At 37.0% G+C, this 17,153-nt stretch carries 12 protein-coding genes, 5 tRNA genes and 1 pseudogene; 7 read left to right on the top strand and 11 right to left on the bottom strand.

Annotation, left to right across the window (positions count from 1 at the left end):
• The first annotated feature begins 3 nt into the window (after positions 1–3).
• The 3 genes from ilvD to CSUIS_RS07460 are packed head-to-tail and all read left to right on the top strand — an operon-like array spanning position 4 to position 3,610.
• Entirely contained in the window at positions 4–1,677 is a 1,674-nt protein-coding gene (gene ilvD, locus CSUIS_RS07450; RefSeq protein WP_086298323.1) for a dihydroxy-acid dehydratase, read from the top strand.
• Between the two features lie 21 nt (positions 1,678–1,698).
• Complete coding sequence (locus CSUIS_RS07455) at positions 1,699–2,499, top strand: HpyAIV family type II restriction enzyme (RefSeq protein WP_086237323.1); 801 nt, start codon at positions 1,699–1,701, stop codon at positions 2,497–2,499.
• A 1-nt stretch (position 2,500) separates the two neighbouring features.
• Positions 2,501–3,610 carry a DNA-methyltransferase gene (locus CSUIS_RS07460; RefSeq protein ID WP_086237322.1) on the top strand — a complete coding sequence of 370 codons (1,110 nt, stop codon included), beginning with the start codon at positions 2,501–2,503 and terminating at the stop codon, positions 3,608–3,610.
• 37 nt (positions 3,611–3,647) lie between these two features.
• On the opposite strand, the gene CSUIS_RS07465 is transcribed toward CSUIS_RS07460, so the two are convergent.
• The 3 genes and pseudogenes from CSUIS_RS07465 to fliK all read right to left on the bottom strand — a co-directional run.
• A complete protein-coding gene (locus CSUIS_RS07465) occupies positions 3,648–5,282 on the bottom strand; it encodes a flagellar hook-basal body complex protein (RefSeq protein WP_086298325.1) in 1,635 nt (544 codons plus the stop codon).
• Positions 5,279–6,103, bottom strand: coding sequence for a flagellar basal body rod modification protein (locus CSUIS_RS07470; RefSeq protein ID WP_086237320.1), 825 nt, complete (start codon positions 6,101–6,103; stop codon positions 5,279–5,281). The genes CSUIS_RS07465 and CSUIS_RS07470 overlap by 4 nt, the downstream gene beginning before the upstream one ends.
• A gap of 58 nt (positions 6,104–6,161) precedes the next feature.
• Positions 6,162–6,500, bottom strand: a pseudogene (gene fliK, locus CSUIS_RS08735) (flagellar hook-length control protein FliK); the annotation flags it as partial.
• 1,329 nt (positions 6,501–7,829) lie between these two features.
• Between fliK and typA the strand changes: the two are divergent.
• On the top strand, positions 7,830–9,632 hold the full coding sequence (typA, locus tag CSUIS_RS07480) for a translational GTPase TypA (protein WP_086298329.1): 1,803 nt from the start codon (positions 7,830–7,832) through the stop codon (positions 9,630–9,632).
• 64 nt (positions 9,633–9,696) lie between these two features.
• Here the strand turns inward: typA and CSUIS_RS07485 are convergent, their stop codons facing one another.
• On the bottom strand, positions 9,697–10,440 hold the full coding sequence (locus CSUIS_RS07485) for an extracellular solute-binding protein (protein ID WP_086298331.1): 744 nt from the start codon (positions 10,438–10,440) through the stop codon (positions 9,697–9,699).
• A gap of 144 nt (positions 10,441–10,584) precedes the next feature.
• Between CSUIS_RS07485 and CSUIS_RS07490 the strand changes: the two genes are divergently transcribed.
• Together CSUIS_RS07490 and thyX are read left to right on the top strand one after the other, a co-directional pair.
• On the top strand, positions 10,585–11,184 hold the full coding sequence (locus tag CSUIS_RS07490; RefSeq protein WP_086298333.1) for a nitroreductase family protein: 600 nt from the start codon (positions 10,585–10,587) through the stop codon (positions 11,182–11,184).
• An 8-nt stretch (positions 11,185–11,192) separates the two neighbouring features.
• Positions 11,193–11,813, top strand: a complete 621-nt coding sequence (gene thyX, locus CSUIS_RS07495; RefSeq protein ID WP_086298335.1) for an FAD-dependent thymidylate synthase — start codon at positions 11,193–11,195, stop codon at positions 11,811–11,813.
• On the opposite strand, the gene CSUIS_RS07500 is transcribed toward thyX, so the two are convergent.
• The 6 genes from CSUIS_RS07500 to CSUIS_RS07520 form a co-directional block, all read right to left on the bottom strand.
• The gene (locus CSUIS_RS07500) at positions 11,779–12,969 is read right to left on the bottom strand and encodes a multidrug effflux MFS transporter (RefSeq protein ID WP_086298337.1); all 1,191 of its coding nucleotides are present in this window, start codon (positions 12,967–12,969) and stop codon (positions 11,779–11,781) included. The two genes, thyX and CSUIS_RS07500, sit on opposite strands and share 35 nt — an antisense overlap.
• Before the next feature lie 32 nt (positions 12,970–13,001).
• Positions 13,002–13,091 (bottom strand) — tRNA-Ser (locus tag CSUIS_RS07505).
• Positions 13,092–13,097: 6 nt separating this feature from the next.
• Positions 13,098–13,250, bottom strand: coding sequence for a hypothetical protein (locus tag CSUIS_RS08520; protein WP_192940181.1), 153 nt, complete (start codon positions 13,248–13,250; stop codon positions 13,098–13,100).
• 17 nt (positions 13,251–13,267) lie between these two features.
• Positions 13,268–13,341 (bottom strand) — tRNA-Cys (locus CSUIS_RS07510).
• Between the two features lie 5 nt (positions 13,342–13,346).
• A tRNA-Leu gene (locus CSUIS_RS07515) sits at positions 13,347–13,433 on the bottom strand.
• A 6-nt stretch (positions 13,434–13,439) separates the two neighbouring features.
• Positions 13,440–13,514: transfer RNA gene (locus tag CSUIS_RS07520), tRNA-Gly, on the bottom strand.
• Between the two features lie 127 nt (positions 13,515–13,641).
• Between CSUIS_RS07520 and CSUIS_RS07525 the strand changes: the two genes are divergently transcribed.
• Positions 13,642–13,717: transfer RNA gene (locus CSUIS_RS07525), tRNA-Ala, on the top strand.
• A 304-nt stretch (positions 13,718–14,021) separates the two neighbouring features.
• Here CSUIS_RS07525 and CSUIS_RS07530 read toward each other — a convergent pair.
• Positions 14,022–16,814, bottom strand: a complete 2,793-nt coding sequence (locus tag CSUIS_RS07530; protein ID WP_192940182.1) for a flagellar hook-basal body complex protein — start codon at positions 16,812–16,814, stop codon at positions 14,022–14,024.
• Positions 16,815–17,153 lie beyond the last annotated feature (339 nt).

The raw sequence follows: 17,153 nt of genomic DNA on the forward strand, positions 1-17,153 counted from the left end.
AAAATGAGAAGTGACAATATTAAAAAAGGCTACACCAAAACCCCGCACCGATCGCTATTAAGGGCAACTGGGCTTAGAGATGAGGATTTTGATAAGCCATTTATCGGTGTGGCAAATAGCTTTATTGAGATTATTCCGGGGCATTTTTTTCTTGATAAATACTCAAAAATTCTAAAAGATGAAATTCGTAAAAATGGCTGTGTGCCATTTGAATTTAACTGCATTGGCGTAGATGATGGTATCGCTATGGGGCATGAGGGTATGCTTTATTCTCTTCCAAGCCGTGAGATTATAGCAAATTCGGTTGAAACCGTGATGAATGCTCACTGCCTTGATGCGCTTATATGTATGCCAAACTGCGATAAGATCGTTCCTGGAATGCTTATGGGAGCTTTAAGAGTAAATGTGCCAACGATATTTATAAGCGGTGGGCCGATGGCTGCTGGAGTTGGGTCTAATGGAGAGGCTTTGGATCTAAACTCAGCTTTTGAGGCCGTTGGTGCGTATGAGACCAAAAAAATAGATGAAAAAGAGTTAAAGCATATCGAGTGTAATGCTTGTCCAAGTGGTGGGAGCTGCTCTGGAATGTTTACAGCAAATTCGATGAATACGCTTTGTGAGGCTATGGGTGTAGCATTAGAAGGAAATGGCACTATTTTGGCTTTGACAAAAGAGCGTGAAAAGCTAATTAGAAAAGCTGCTAAAAGGATATGCGAGATCGCCCTTGATGAGAGATATAAAATCAGAAATATCATCAACGAAAAAACGATAAAAAACGCAATGGTAGTAGATATGGCGATGGGTGGAAGCTCAAATACAATTTTACATATGTTAGCCATCAGCCGTGAAGCTAACGCACCACTAGACATCGCTAAATTAAATGATATAAGCAAAAGCGTCCCACACATAGCCAAAATCGCCCCAAGCCTACCTAGTGTGCATATGCAAGATATTGCTAAAGCTGGTGGGCTAAGTGCGGTTATAAATGAAATAGCTAAATTTAATAGCGATTTATTAAGCTTAGATGCCCTTACTATAAGTGGTGAGAGCTTAGGCGATAGAGTGAAAAATGCTGAAATTTTAGACCAAAATATAATCCACACGGCAAAAAATGCTTACTCCAAAGTCGGCGGACTAGCTATTTTATTTGGGAATTTAGCCGAGCAAGGCTGCGTGATAAAAACCGCTGGGATAATCGGCTCAAGACAATTTAGCGGAAAAGCTGTTTGCTTTAACTCTCAAGATGAAGCTATACAAGGCATTTCAAGCGGAAAAGTTCAAAAAGGCGATGTCGTAGTCTTAAGATACGAAGGCCCAAAAGGGGGGCCAGGAATGCAAGAGATGCTAAGCCCAACAAGCCTAATCGTAGGTCGTGGGCTTGGAGCCGATGTAGCCTTAATCACAGATGGGAGATTTAGCGGAGCTACAAGGGGGCTTAGCATAGGGCATGTAAGCCCAGAAGCTGCTGAAGGCGGTATGATAGGACTTTTAAAAGATGGCGATATCATCGATATTGATGTGGATAATTTTAGTATAAATGTCCGCTTAAGCGATGATGAGATAAAAGCTAGACGCAAAGAGTGGAAATACGCTGGAAAAGTGGTAAATAGTCGCTGGCTAAGACAATATCAAAAGCTAGTTACAAACGCAAGCAACGGAGCGATTTTAGAAGCGTAGAGATAAGGCAAAATAGCAAATATGAAATATGATATTTTTAAAAATAAATTAAATAATCGAATTTTTGGCGATGATTTAAATTATGAAATTTTGCTAACTGTCTTAAAAAATCCAAAGCGATATATTGGTTTATTTAGAATCACAAATGCTAAAACAAAACTAATACAAAATCTTACTCAAAGTTGTGAAATTAAGTTTGGTGATTTTTTAGAAGAAATTTTAACTTCTTATATCGATGAGATGGGCTATGAAAATTTAGATAAAAATATCGGCACAGATGAAGAGAATAAACCTTTGAGTGCCGATCAAGTTTTTAGAAAAAATAGTGAAATTTATCTAATCGAACAAAAAGTCCGCGACGATCATGATAGCACAAAAAAACGCGGTCAATACGCCAATCTAATCAAAAAAATTCGCTGTTTAAAACAAAATTTTCCAAATCAAAAAATAAAAGTTGCAATGTGGTTTAGCGATAATTCTTTAAAGAAAAATCAAAAATTTTATACCGAGCAAATCGCAAATAATACTGACGATTTGGTAGAAATTTCGCTATTTTATGGCAAAGAAATTTTTGAAAATTTATTTTATAGAATTGATATTTGGAATGAATTAGTTTCGCATTTAAAACAAAATAAAGCTGAGCGTTCAAATGAGATTTTGAGTGTGCCTGATTTTGATACAAGCAAAGAGATTAAAAATGCCTTGTTAAAAATAAAAAATAATGAGCCAAAACTTATTAAAAATCTACTTTCAAATAAAATAGAATTTATAGAATTGCGAAAAGAGCTTTTTCCAACTGGATGCAATTTAAAAGGACTTTGAAATGGTAAAAAATCAAATTTTAAAAGGAAATTCTTTAGAGATTTTAAAAACCTTGCCAAATGAAAGCGTTGATCTTATCTTTGCCGATCCGCCATACTTTATGCGAACTCAAGGAGTTTTAAAGCGACCAGAAGGAAGCAAATTTAATGGTTGTGATGATGAGTGGGATAGTTTTAAAGATAATGAAAGTTATGCCAAATTTACTCGTTTATGGCTAGAAGAGTGTAAAAGAGTTTTAAAAAGCAATGGTTCAATTTGGGTGATTGGTGGAATGCAGTGCATTTATACAATCGGTGGGATTATGCAAGATTTAGGGTTTTGGTTTATAAACGATGTTATTTGGCACAAAAGCAACCCAACGCCAAATTTTATGGGAACTCGCTTAAATAATTCTCACGAAACTCTAATTTGGGCTTGTAAAGATAAAAAATCAAAATTTACATTTAATTACAAAACCGCAAAAGAGCTTAATAGCGATAATATAGAATTAAATTTATTTCAAAAAGGCAAACGAAAACAACTTGGTTCTGTTTGGAAATTTCCAGTTTGCAGTGGCAATGAGAGATTAAAAGATGAAAATAAAGATAAGCTCCACTCCACGCAAAAGCCAGAAGCCTTACTCTATAGAGTGATTGCAATTAGCTCAAAAATTGGCGATTTGGTGCTTGATCCATTTGGCGGAACTATGACAACAGCTGTTATGGCAAAGAGACTTGGGAGAGATTTTATAATGATAGAGCAAAATGAGAGATACATAAACTTTGGCTTAAAAAGGCTAGAAAATATAGAATTTCAAAATAGCGATATAGCAATGGCTAAATTTGATAAGAAGCCTTTAAAAGTAAAAATGAGCGATATGATTAAGGCTAAATTTTTTAAAATTGGAGAGAAATTTTATCTAAAAAATAGCGATAAATTTGCAATCTTAAAAGATGATGGAAAGCTTGAGTTCGATGGCGAAATCTATGATATGCATACCTTAGCAGCTAAGTTTAAAAATGCCAAATCACCTCGCTTAAATGGTTTTAAATTTTGGGAAGTTTTAAGAGAAGATAAGCCTATTTTAATCGATAAAATTAGAGAAAATTATAGACAAAATTTAACACTCTAATCAAATATCAATAAAAATAAGAATATCTTAATCAATCTTAGCGTTTCATATTTATAGCGTTTTTTATCATCTCATCGGCGGTTGTTATTGATTTTGAGCTAGCATCAAACATCTTTTGTATTATTATCATATCAGTTAGCGATACGCCCAAATTCACATTACTCATCTCTAAAGTATAGTTTCTAATCGCAGCACCATAAACAACATCGCCATTTGCATCAGTAAAAAATATCGGCTCTCCTGAGTTTGGACTAGCTTGGTATATATTTTCACTAGCCTTGCTTAAACCTTGATTGTTTTGAAAGTGATATAACGCCACCTTAGCTACGGTAGTCATATCGCCATTATCAAAAACAGCCAAAATATCTCCACTATCACTCATAGAATATTTTTCAAGAAGTCCTTCTGGCTTACCATTTTTTTTCACGACTAATTCTGGGTCGCTTTGCTCGGCTGGACGAAGTCCATTAAAGCCACTATTTGGGATATTTTCATCATATGGAGTGCCTAAATTTAACTCCACATTTGCCCCACCATTATTAATCCCACCTAAAGTATTGCTTAATAACGCTCCCTTTTCATTAAAGCTAAGCTCACCTTGAGATACACTAATAATCTCCCCATCTGGACCTAGCACGCTTGCTAAGGCTTCAAAAACTATATTTTCACCTTGGGGAACTTGCTTTGTAAATTCAAGTTGTAAAATATTTTTATCCCCATTTGGAGCCCATAAATCAGTGGTAAATGTCTGTGTATTAGCAATTTGCTGTGGCACAATGGCTGTGGCTTTATACTCTAGCCCTCCATCTAAATTCAGCCCAGCCATAGCATTATCAAAGCCAATTACAAAAGCCCCACCATCTAAGGTCTGAGTCTTAATCTCTACGCTTTTACCATCTTTATCAGTTATAGTAATCGCTACTTCTTTATCAGCTGAATTTGGATAATGCACCTCAGGGGTTTGATGGAGATTTCCAGCGACTATAATTGTATTGTTATCCTTATCGATCTGTGCTTCTAAAGTTTCGCTACTAAGCTCCACGCTTTGGTGCTCGGTTTTAATCGTAGAATCTAAATATCCCAAGTAGCTTACCTGAGTTGTAGGCGTAGCTGGAACATACAAAATATCAGGCAAATTTATCTTAGTTTGATCGTTTATGGCATTTAGCTTTACCTCTTGACCAACTGGCAAGGTATAAGCCTCCACATTACCATCAGTCACGCCAAGCTTACCTAACGCACTCTCTCCCAAAGCAGCAGGAGCTAAAGCGGCTGTAGAGCCTAGTAGATACATACCACTTCTATTTACTAAATCCCCATTTTTATCCTTAGCAAATTCGCCATTTCTAGTAAAATACTGCTCCCCATCAACGCCAATCAAACCAAAAAATCCATCTCCATCTATTGCCATATCAAAGACATTATCTGTAGTTTGCAAACTACCTTGAGTAAAATTCAAAGAAGTTGCCATCTTAGTTGAGCCTAGCCCAATCTGAGAATACACAGGTGAGCTAGAAGCACTATTTAATGTGGTGTAAAATAGGCTTTTAAATTCAGTCGTTGAGGTCTTATAACCTACGGTATTGATATTTGAGACATCATTTCCGATTGCGTTATGACCAAACTCAGCAGTCTTAACCCCATTTACGCCATTATAAAATCCTACCATCATGAGCTAGATACCTCATCTTTATTGCTCTCATCTTTGGCTACTTCATCTTTAGTTGTCTCATCTACAACATCATCTTTGCTTGTGCTAGAATTACTATTATCTGAATTTACACTATACACAACCGGCTCAGTAAATTCACGCACACTATCCATAGTTACATACTCTCCAGCTACTTTGATATACGCTACACCTTTATCAAATTTAACCGCCTCTACTGGATACTGCCCCAAAACAGTCTCTCTATTAGCCCCACTTGCGTCTATATATTTAGCTTTTATCAAGTATTCGCCAGGGAGAGTTGGCTCACCATTATTATTTTTTCCATCCCATTTAAATTGATTAACCCCAGATTTAACATCGCTTATGCTAACATTACGAATTACATTACCTAAAGAGTCATAAATCTCTATTGTTCCACCCTTAGCATCTACTGGGAAGTATAGACTAAAATTCACTTCAGATGAGGTTGTATCTTTGGCTACTGAGTTGGTTAGATTAGCCATCTTGCCTAATGCGCTCATAGCGTTTAAAGAGGCGCTTGCTTGCATCTGCTGACTTAATTGCGTCATAACTTGATTAGTTTTTTCTTGCATCTCTACTGTGGCTAGCTGGCTAGTTTGCTCAAGCATTTTAGCACTATCCATAGGCTCGGTTGGATCTTGGTGTTGAAGTTCAACTAAAAGAAGCTTTAAAAAGGCATCTTTATCTAGTTGCGAATTTGGATTTACGCCACCTGATACGCTATCTGCTTTTTGTTTTGCCTCGTTTGCCGCCCAAATATCAGTGGTGAATTGCGGTGTTGAATTTACAGATGTTGCCATGCTTCTCTCCTAAATTTATTATATATTTTTATTGCTTTAAGCAAATTTCATTCCTATTTTAGAAATATTTTGGCAATACTACTTCTAATATAGTCTCTTCATCTTGAGCTACTTCACTTAATTCATCGCCATTTGAGTTAAATTTTTGCCTTTTATTATCGCTTTGGCTCTGCTCTTTATTTGCATTATCGCTAAAATTCATTGATAACTCACTAAATCCCATATTTACAAGACTAGCTTTAAACTCAGCTTGGTGCTGTATAAAAAGCTGCATTGTCTGGGTATTTGAGTTGAAATTTATATGTAAATTTGAGCCACGATTAATGAGTGTTACCTCAACCTCGCCTAAATTCCCTGGATTTAATGTCAGATGAAATCTAGTAATTGGCGGTTTATATTCACTGATTTTCTCTTGTAGTTGTGTAGCAAAGTTATCAAAGACTTGTCTAAGGTGCGGTTTTAGCTCCTTAGCGTCTAGCTTTGCCATATTAATTATATCTTTTGTTGCTTGATTTGAGCCGTTTTGATTATCAAAATTATTGGAATTTTGCTCGCCATTTGTCTGGCTAGAACTCTCCAAAATATGGCTTTGAGTAGGAGATGACTCCTTAGTTTCCTTCATAGCTTTTTGCATAATATTTGCTAGATAATCATCAATGCTATTTTGCGAATTGTGTGAATTTCCAGCCGTATTAGAACTCTCTAGCTTAAGACTAGATTTTGTCTGCATTTTCTCCATCTTTGGCTCATCTAAAAGCGTATTTTTAGGCTCACTTTTTTGAAAATTCTCTTTTAATAACTCTTTTAAATCCACTTTTGGCTCTGATTTTATATCTGATTTGCCTTGTGGTTTTGGCTCATCATCACTTATAAATTTACCATCTGTCTTTATCTCTACACTTTGACCTAGCATTAATTTGCTTAAAACATTTTTATCGCTATTTTCTGCTTTTTGAATACTCTTTTCTATATCTTTAATCACATTTATATCAATCTTTTGATTTATCATTGGAATTTGGTTAAAAAAGCCTTTGGAATTTAAATTTTTAAACTCGCTTTTTAAAGCCTCAATCCCATCTTTTGTGATCTTTATCTTGCTTAATCCTAGATTAAATTTCTCACTTAAATTTAGTAAATCTTGCAAGTTTTTAGCCCCTTTTAACTCCTTAATATTCTTCTCAGTGGCTAAAAATTTATTTAAATTTGCACTTACTAAATTGCTAATTCCAGTTTTCATTGCTCCATCTTGCGATTCTAAAAGCCCAAGTAAAGTGATAAAATCAGCATTTTCAAGCATTATTTCATCTGAATTTTGTATATTTTGTAAGTTAGAGACCTTGCTATTTTTAGCATCATCACTGCTAATTTTTTGATTTGATTTGGTGCTGTTTTGCTCTATTTGGTTTTGTTTGATTTTATCATCTTGCGTATTTTGAGAAGTTTCATACTCTTTTACGCTATTTTCAATCATTTTATAAAAGCTATCATCTTGATTATTTGTGCTACTATTTTCGCTCTTAGATGGGACTTGAGTTGTGGTATTTAAGCTAGCTAAAGCTTCATTTAAACCTTGCATTTGCTATCCTAATTTAGGTGAATTTTACGGATTTCTAGCAAATTCTATTCCAAATTTAATAGCAAATTCATAGAAGTTAAATTCAAAGCAAATTTAGCAATTTTTAGATATAATCTAGGCCAAAAATTTGAAAAATCTAAGGAAAATCTTTTGGAAAATATAAGAAATATCGCAGTTATAGCACATGTCGACCATGGTAAGACCACAATGGTAGATGAGCTACTTAAGCAATCAGGCACATTTACAGAACACCAAAATATTGGCGAGAGAGTTATGGATAGTAATGATATTGAGCGTGAGCGTGGTATTACGATCCTTAGCAAAAATACAGCCATAAGATATAAAGATTATAAAATCAATATTATAGATACTCCAGGACACGCTGATTTTGGTGGCGAGGTTGAGCGTGTTTTAAAGATGGTAGATGGAGTTTTACTCCTTGTAGATGCGCAAGAAGGCGTAATGCCTCAAACCAAATTCGTCGTTAAAAAAGCTCTATCTTTAGGTCTTCGCCCGATAGTGGTAGTAAATAAAATTGACAAACCAGCCGCCGATCCAGATAGGGTTGTAAATGAAATTTTCGATCTATTTGTCGCACTTGATGCAAACGATGAGCAACTTGAGTTCCCTATAGTCTATGCCGCTGCTAAAAATGGCTACGCAAAGCATAAATTAGAAGATGAAAATATCAATATGGAGCCACTTTTTGAGACCATTATAGCTCATGTTCCAGCCCCAAGCGGCAAAGATGATAATCCACTTCAACTCCAAGTTTTTACCCTTGATTATGATAATTATGTAGGCAAAATCGGTATCGCTAGAATTTTCAATGGCAAAATCAGCAAAAATCAAAGCGTTATGTTAGCCAAAGCAGATGGTAGCAAAACCACAGGTAGAATTAGCAAACTCATTGGATTTTTAGGTCTTGAGCGAACTGATATAGATAACGCAAGTAGCGGGGATATTGTGGCTATTGCAGGTTTTGATGCCTTAGATGTCGGCGATAGTGTCGTTGATCCAAATAACCCTATGCCACTTGATCCTCTCCACATAGAAGAGCCAACTCTAAGCGTCGTATTTAGCGTAAATGATGGACCACTATCAGGCACTGAGGGTAAATTTGTAACCTCTAATAAACTAGATGAGCGTCTAGAAAGCGAGATGAAAACCAATATCGCTATGAGATATGAAAATATAGGCGAAGGGAAATTTAAAGTAAGCGGCCGTGGGGAATTGCAAATTACTATTTTAGCTGAAAATATGCGTAGAGAGGGCTTTGAGTTTTGCCTTGGCAGACCTGAGGTGATTGTCAAAGAGATAGATGGAGTTAAATGTGAGCCTTACGAGCTTTTAGTCATTGATGCTCCAGATGAGTGCACTGGGGCTGTAATAGAAAAACTAGGCAAAAGAAAGGCCGAAATGGTAAGCATGAATCCAACTGGCGATGGGCAAACTAGGATTGAGTTTGAAATACCAGCTAGGGGGCTTATCGGCTTTAGAAGTCAGTTTTTAACCGATACCAAAGGCGAAGGCGTGATGAACCATAGCTTTTTGGAATTTCGCCCACTAAGCGGCTCAGTGGAGCATAGAAGTAATGGTGCTTTAGTTAGTATGGAAAATGGCGTGGCTTTAGCATATTCTCTATTTAATCTCCAAGATCGTGGAGTGCTCTTTTGTGAGCCACAAACTAAAGTCTATATAGGTATGATAATTGGCGAACATAGCCGTCCAAATGACCTTGATGTAAATCCTATAAAAGGCAAAAACTTAACAAATGTGCGTGCAAGCGGTAGCGATGACGCTATAAAACTAGTCCCACCACGCAAACTAAGCCTAGAGCGAGCTTTAGAGTGGATAGAAGAAGATGAATTAGTAGAAGTAACGCCAGTAAATATTAGGGTGAGAAAACGCTATCTTGACCCAACAGTACGCAAAAGAATGGCAAAAAAATAAACCTACTTATAAAAAGGCAGGAGTCATCTCCATGCCTTTTTAAATTTAAATTATTTTACTTCAATTATTTTACTTGCCAGCCCCATTTTTTCCATACTTTTTGAGCATCTTTAGATTGGACAAATTTTATAAATTCCATAGCAACTTCTTTATTTTTTGTGCTATTTGTTACAGCTATCTCTGCTGCACGATAAATTATAAAATCTTTACCAGCTTGTACAAAATCTACTTTATCCTCACCTAAAACTTTAGCCCAATGAGACCATATTATAAGTGCATCTACGCTATCATCACTATTCCAGCGATCAACTGCCATTTTTGAATTTGGAGCATAATACACTATATTTTTTCTAAGTTTTAATAGATCTTTTCTTTTACCATTTTTAAGCGCCATATCTTCATATAGACCCACTTGACCAGCACCATCTACAACCATTACATTAATATTATCTTTAAGTAGATCTTTAAAACTTTTTATATTTTTAGGATTTCCTTTTTTAACTACTATTCCAGCCTCTCTAATATTTAAAACCTCTACATTTTTAACATCTAAATTACCATCAAATGCTTTAATAAATCCATCCATCATAGATGAGTTACCAGCAAAAATAATATCAGCATCTGCTTTTGCTTGATTGATCCACTGACCAGTAGGACCTGCAACTATTTTAACTTTTTTACCTTTTTTAGCTTCAAATTCAGTTGCTAATTCTTTTAAAACAGGAGCTGGGCCACCAGGTCCATACGCAATAACTTCTGCATATATAGCTGAACTAAATAGCAAAGATGCAAACAATATTTTTTTCATAAATATTTCCTTAATAATAAAATTTAAGCCTAATGATTCTACATATTTTTTATTAATAAAATTAAAATTTCATACAGTCTAAAAATTTTAACCAAATATTGGCAAAATACCGCTATAATCTACAAAATAACTAAAGGAGAATAGATGAAAAAAATAATGCAAGAACGCTACTCATGTAGAGAATTTAACTCCAAAAAGATAGATAATAGCATTATAGAAGAGATCCTAGACCTTACTAGATTAAGCCCAAGCTCATGCGGACTTGAGCCATGGAAATTTATGGTAGTTAGCAAAGAAAATGATCTAAAAGAGCTAGGTCAAATCTGCAACGATCAAGCCCAAGTAAGCGGATGTAGCCACGCTATAATCGTAATTGCAAGAAATGATCTAAAAGGTGGTTGTGATTTTATAAAAGCTCAAGTAGATCGCAAGCCACGAACACCAGAAAGACTTCAAAAAGCACTTGATCACTTCGCAGCTAGATTTGATCCACAAACTAATGAAGAACTAATGCACTACGCCTCGCTCCAATGCTATATCGCAAGTGCTAATATGGTAAATATCGCTCAAAGCCTAGGGGTGAAAAGTTGTATTGTAGCAGGATTTGATCCGCAAAAATTAGATAAATTTGTATCGCTTGGAGAGCATTTTAAGCCTGTTTTGGTTATCGCTTTGGGGTATAGCGATGAGATTGCTCCGTCTAAAACACGCCAAAGCTTAGATAAAATCGTAATATACAAATAGGTCAAAATATGGAAGTTACACTGCTAAATTACACTCCGCTATGGATCTGCTCTAATGCTATTCGCACTTGTTGGCAAAGCTTTGATAAGGGCGATAATGGCGGAGAAAAAGATATTGAACTCATAGATAGAGTAGGAAATAAATTTAAACACGCAAGCACACTAGAGCACCTATTTTACAACTTCTATATAAAGGGGATTAGTAGAGCTTGCTTACAAGAGTTAGCAAGGCATAGAGTAGCAAGTCTAAGCGTAAAATCCACTCGCTACACACTAAAAGAGTTAAAAAACCAAAGCGAATTTAAAGCTGGAGATTTTGAGAATGCAAGTAGGTATTTGGTACTAACTGGCAATGAGCTTGTCGATAATGCAAGTATAAATGCACTTGAGAATTTACGCCAAATTCTAAGCCAAAATACAAGCTTAGATATAGCCAAATACTGCCTTCCAGAAAGCTATAAAACCGAGCTTAGCTGGAGCATAAACGCTAGAAGCCTTCAGAATTTTATAAGTCTTAGAAGCTCTAAAAGTGCTCTTTGGGAGATTAGAAATTTAGCAAATCTAATCTACCAAAACATCCCTAATGAGCATAAATTTATCTATCAAGAGTGTATTTATAACGTAAAATAACTGCCATCACGCACGGCACTAGCATAATCAAAGCTAAAAATAGCGGAGTATTTGCTTCAAGCACCCCCACGCCAAATGCGATAACTCCAGCTAACCCAAACTGCATAACGCCAAGCACCGCTGATGCAGTGCCTGAATGGTCTTTAAATCTTGCCATCGCTAAGGTGGTTGAATTTGGCAAGATAAATCCTAGCATTCCAATAGCTATAAACACTCCAATCTCAAAAGCCCAAAATCCAAGCTGGATAAATGCCGCAAAGCTAATAAAAATTAACGCTACAAGCATAGCAATCAAGGCAAATTTAAGCAAAATTTCGCAATCAAATTTTCTACTAAGCCTAGCATTAATATTAGCAAACAAAACAAAAGAGAAAGAATTAATACCAAATAATATACCATATTTAGTCTCATCAAGCCCAAAATGCCCCATAAAAACAAATGATGAACCAGTAATATAAGCAAAAAGCACCGCCGAAGCAAGGGCTCCAATCAAGCAATAAAGAATAAAAATAGGCTCTTTTAAAACAAATTTATAGCTGTTAATTGTCGCTTTGTGAGAGAATTTAACTCGTTCTACCATAGACTCCTTAAGCCCAAAAATGATGAATAAAAGTAGCAAAATACCTAGCATAAATAGCACCGCAAATATGCTTTGCCAAGAAAAGTATCTTAGCAAAATACCGCCAAATGTCGGCGATAGCATAGGTGCAAGCGATGAAAAGACCATCATCAAAGCATATATCCCAGCAGCATCTTTAATATCAAAATTATCATTGACAATCGCCCTAGCGATCACCACACCAGCACATCCGCCAAGTGCTTCAAAAAATCTTAAAGTGATAAAAACATAGATATTATCCACCATCACGCACCCAAGACTTGAAGCGATAAATATCAAAATACCGATAATAAGCAGCATTTTACGACCAAAAATATCGCTCAAAGGCCCATAAATCAGCTGCCCAAACGCAAATGCTATAAAAAAACTAGCCAAGCTAAGCTGAGTTAAAAACTCACTAGCCTCAAAACTACTTTGAACATGAGAAAGCGCAGGTAGATACATATCAGTAGATAATGGCGCAATGCTAGACATAAAAGCTAAAATAATGATTAATTTAAATTTAGAAAATCCATGAACTTTTGAACTACTTTGCATAAAATAGCCTTAAATTTCAGTTGATTAAGTAGTGGCCGGGAGAAAGGGATTCGAACCCCTGGAGGCTTTCACACCTCAACGGTTTTCAAGACCGCCGCTTTCGACCACTCAGCCATCTCCCGAAATAATTAATTAGAAGTTTTCTCCTCTACCCAGCTAGCACCTTGATTGATCTTACCTTTAGACCACTCATAAGCACTTCTAGAATCCTCTTTGACTCCATGCCATGTATTAGAACATCCATATAATAACAAGATAAAAGTATAAACTATATAACGCATATTAACCCTGTAAAATATGGAGGCGACACCCAGATTCGAACTGGGGGTAAAAGCTTTGCAGGCTTCTGCCTTACCACTTGGCCATGTCGCCATGTGTGGTGCCCAGAGCCGGACTTGAACCGGCACGGAAGTAATTTCCGAGGGATTTTAAGTCCCTTGTGTCTACCATTCCACCACCTGGGCAAAATATGGAGCGGGAAACGAGATTCGAACTCGCGACCCCAACCTTGGCAAGGTTGTGCTCTACCCCTGAGCTATTCCCGCAATAATTTTGAAAGTTGAATAATAGCAAAAGAAAACTTAAAATTTAATTTGATTAAATGAATTTGGCAAATTTATTTAATTTCATAAAATTATAAGCAAAATAAGTGTATCATTACGCCATCTTGATGGGGTTATAGCTCAGCTGGGAGAGCGCTTGAATGGCATTCAAGAGGTCGGCGGTTCGATCCCGCTTAACTCCACCAATTAAGCTTATTTTAAATTTCTTTTGATTTACAATATTTTAAAATAACACGATATATCCGCTATTTTAGCTTATTTTGACTTAACTTGCTTTTGATATAAGATAAATAAGTAACTAGAAAATTATTAGGTAACTTTTACTAAAAGGACGGCAAAATAAGCAATATCTCAAAGGCAAATTTACTAGATTATATACTTAGCTAACCCATACCAAGCATATTTATCTGCGTTAATTCGCCTTGTGATACTATTTCTCAAGCCTATATAAGATAAAGACTTCTTGCGAAGTCTAGCAAAACAAAAATACTATTGCTTAATTTGTAATAAAGCTGTTAGCATTTGATCACTAGTGGTGATGGTTTTGGAGTTGGCTTGATAGCCTCTTTGGACTACGATGAGTTGAGTTAGAGCCCTACTTAAATCCACATTACTCATCTCCAAAGCACTTGCTGTGATAGTCCCACGCCTACTAGTTCCTGCCGCGCCAAAGACTGGATCACCGCTATTTGCTGTTTGGCTAAATATATTTCCACCCCTAGTCTCTAAGCCTTCGTTATTTGTAAATACCGCTAGACTCACTTGCGCTAAGCCAAAGCTTCTACCATTACTAAAGCTACCTATTATCGTTCCTGATTCATCTATCCTTGTGCCTGTTAGGTTACCGGCGGCGTAGCCATCTTGGACGATATTGTCAGTTGAGCTTGGGTTATCGTTGCTTCTTAGGCCGTTTGAGTCGCCAATTTTACCGAAATTTAGCTCTATATTTTGGCCGGGAGCTGATCCGTTATTGGCTGTGAAGGTCAGCGTCGATGGGGTAAAGCCTAGCAAGGTTCCATCGTTATTAAACCTTGCTGAGCCTGATATTACATTTGATACAGCGCCATCAGCATTTAGCACACCTGGCTCTGGGACTTGGATGAGAAGAGACCACTCGGTGCCATTTTCTGGACTATAACTCACCTTTCTCCACTCAAATTTAATCTCATGTTTAGAGCCTAAACTATCATAAATTTCAGTTGTAGCAGCGTGGCTAGACATTGTAAGGTTGCTACTAACTCTTGAGCTAGTTCCTGTGCTTAGGCCACCGCTAAGGCTTTTGAATACATCAGCTAGGGCTGAGTTTTCATTGATATTTTGTGCTAGATTGCTATAGCCTGTAACTGAAATTTGCATATTATAGTCATTGATATATGTATCTTGATTTGATGGGACTTGTTTTTGGCCATTTGCGTCGGTAAAGGCATTTGGGCTATCTTTTACCGGAGTTCCACCTGGACCAGCTGGGTTTGCTTGAGTCATGTGGCCATCATTTTGGCCGTAGCTAGCATCGCCGGCTGGGTTTTCGAAGACGAATTGACCCTTTTCATTGACTGTTACTTTCACCCCATCATTTAAATTCGTATCTCTATATGTGGCGTTGCTATGTTCGTTACCGGTTGGAGCTGGTAAGCCATTAGCGGCGTTATTATTAGCATCTGGATTTCCATCGGCATCTAGCGGAGAATTCCACTCGTTGGCAGCAAATTGAGCTAATTTATCATTAGTTACTAGCTCTCTTATAGCTTCTTTTAGATCGTTGGCAGTAGTGTTCGCATTGTTATTATTCATTATTCCTTGTGCTGATCTTAGCACTTCTACTATCGTAGCTACGGCACCTTCAGAGATTGGGGCAGTTACGGCGCCTCTATCTCGTAAGCCATTAAATGTATCTTGTCCGTCTTGTAATGCTTGAGTTATTTGCCCATTTATTGTAGTTTTTATTTGCCCTATATTTTGACCTTTAGCTAGTTCTTCATCAATTATCTGTAACATTCTATTTGTTACATATGTCGCACCATTTACGGCATTTGAGACATTAGAGCCACTATAATTGACATACTCTCTAGCGTCTGTTTGCATAGCTTTTCTTAGATCTTCTGTGGTTCTAACTACCCTAGCAGCACTATCACTATATAGATGGCCCGCTTCAGTGCCAGCAGCTGATGAGTAGGTGTATTTATATGCGGTTATGATATTTGTGCTTTTGATAGATGTGCTATCATCTTCATATGCTTTGATCTTGATGTTTTTGGATTCATCGGTGGTGCCGGTGTTGTTGTTGTTTGTTAGTTGGAGTTCGTTGCCATTTATTACGGTGGCTTGGACGCCTGTTTTGTTAGTAAATTCATTTATCTTTTTGGCTACTTCATCCATGCTAGCGATGGTAGTAGCTGGTATCTCAATGCCATTTAGTGAGATATGTAGGGTGCGATTTTGCGCTTGGTTGTTATTTAAAGGGCCAAATGTAACCTTCGCATCAGCGTAGCTGACCCACATACCTTGGCCCTCTCGTAGATTTATCCCTTCTCCTGCGCCGTTAAATACCACGCCTAGATCCACGCCGGCTTCTTTGACGGCTACTTCTTTGTTTGAGTTTATATAATATGTGTTGGTGTTTAGGTCGTTTGGATTTTTCGCTTCACCATCATCCCAAAGGCCATTGCCATTAAGGTCTAAAAAGTCGTTGAATTCATCTAGCGCATAGATTGGGGAGCTTTTGGTGCCTATGTTTGAGCCGGAATTTAGATTGGCGATGATGGCTAGCTCGCTAGTTGGATTAGCCTCCATAGACATACCTGGTTCTATAACGATATTTTTAAGCGGTCCGGTAGGATCTATCATGCCGGTATCCTCATTTCTTAACCAACCTTGGACTATATAACCATTGCGATCTACGAAATTCCCCACAGAATCTAGGCTAAAATCCCCATTTCTAGTATATAGATAGGTCTTGCCACCATCTGGTGATACGACGAAAAATCCATCGCCTTGGATCGCCATATCGCTTTGTTTATCTGTGGTTTGGATGGTTCCTTGCTTGAAAATTTTGGTTACTGTATTGACTGTGGAGCCAAGGCCGATTTGCATAGAGTTTTTACCGCCCAGATCGCCTTGTGGAGCGGTGGCGACTTTTTGAGTCTGGCTGAATAGATCCGCAAAACTCGCACGAGAATACTTAAATCCTACGGTATTGACATTTGCTATGTTGTTACCTTCAACATCCATTGCTACTTGGTGCGCCTGAAGACCAGTAACTCCAGACCATAATGCGCCCATCATTGGTAATCCTTTATATTGGAATTTGATTTTTGGGTATGGGGAAAGCAAAAAGCGTTCCAAAATTTGGTTTTTGGATTTTGCTTTAACTTTTTATAAAAATTTTTTATAAAATAAAAATGCCAAACTGGGAAGGGGTTGGGATCTTAAGGGGTAACCCTACGCAGTAGGGACTTTAGTGTTTGCTACTTTAGCACGGACTTTGTTCGTGCGTTAAAAGTAGGTAAAAAATAGGATAGGGGAAACTGTTTTGGCTTTCAAATTTTAGTTTCCCCTGTCCCTTAAAAAAAGAATTTAAAAAGCTTTTATCGCAAAAATTCTTTTCCTTTTTTTAAGTGGGAA

Origin of the sequence: Campylobacter porcelli (assembly GCF_002139855.1) — a bacterium.
GTDB classification, from domain to species: Bacteria; Campylobacterota; Campylobacteria; order Campylobacterales; family Campylobacteraceae; genus Campylobacter; species Campylobacter porcelli.

What these genes read in the sequence shown, in the direction of transcription:
- CSUIS_RS07455 (WP_086237323.1), top strand. Translation starts at nt 1,699, where the DNA reads ATGAAATATGATATTTTTAAAAATAAATTAAATAATCGAATTTTTGGC.
- CSUIS_RS08520 (WP_192940181.1), bottom strand. Translation starts at nt 13,250, where the DNA reads ATGCGTTATATAGTTTATACTTTTATCTTGTTATTATATGGATGTTCT.
- CSUIS_RS07490 (WP_086298333.1), top strand. Translation starts at nt 10,585, where the DNA reads ATGAAAAAAATAATGCAAGAACGCTACTCATGTAGAGAATTTAACTCC.
- CSUIS_RS07500 (WP_086298337.1), bottom strand. Translation starts at nt 12,969, where the DNA reads ATGCAAAGTAGTTCAAAAGTTCATGGATTTTCTAAATTTAAATTAATC.
- CSUIS_RS07485 (WP_086298331.1), bottom strand. Translation starts at nt 10,440, where the DNA reads ATGAAAAAAATATTGTTTGCATCTTTGCTATTTAGTTCAGCTATATAT.
- CSUIS_RS07470 (WP_086237320.1), bottom strand. Translation starts at nt 6,103, where the DNA reads ATGGCAACATCTGTAAATTCAACACCGCAATTCACCACTGATATTTGG.
- CSUIS_RS07530 (WP_192940182.1), bottom strand. Translation starts at nt 16,814, where the DNA reads ATGATGGGCGCATTATGGTCTGGAGTTACTGGTCTTCAGGCGCACCAA.
- CSUIS_RS07460 (WP_086237322.1), top strand. Translation starts at nt 2,501, where the DNA reads ATGGTAAAAAATCAAATTTTAAAAGGAAATTCTTTAGAGATTTTAAAA.
- CSUIS_RS07465 (WP_086298325.1), bottom strand. Translation starts at nt 5,282, where the DNA reads ATGATGGTAGGATTTTATAATGGCGTAAATGGGGTTAAGACTGCTGAG.
- ilvD (WP_086298323.1), top strand. Translation starts at nt 4, where the DNA reads ATGAGAAGTGACAATATTAAAAAAGGCTACACCAAAACCCCGCACCGA.
- thyX (WP_086298335.1), top strand. Translation starts at nt 11,193, where the DNA reads ATGGAAGTTACACTGCTAAATTACACTCCGCTATGGATCTGCTCTAAT.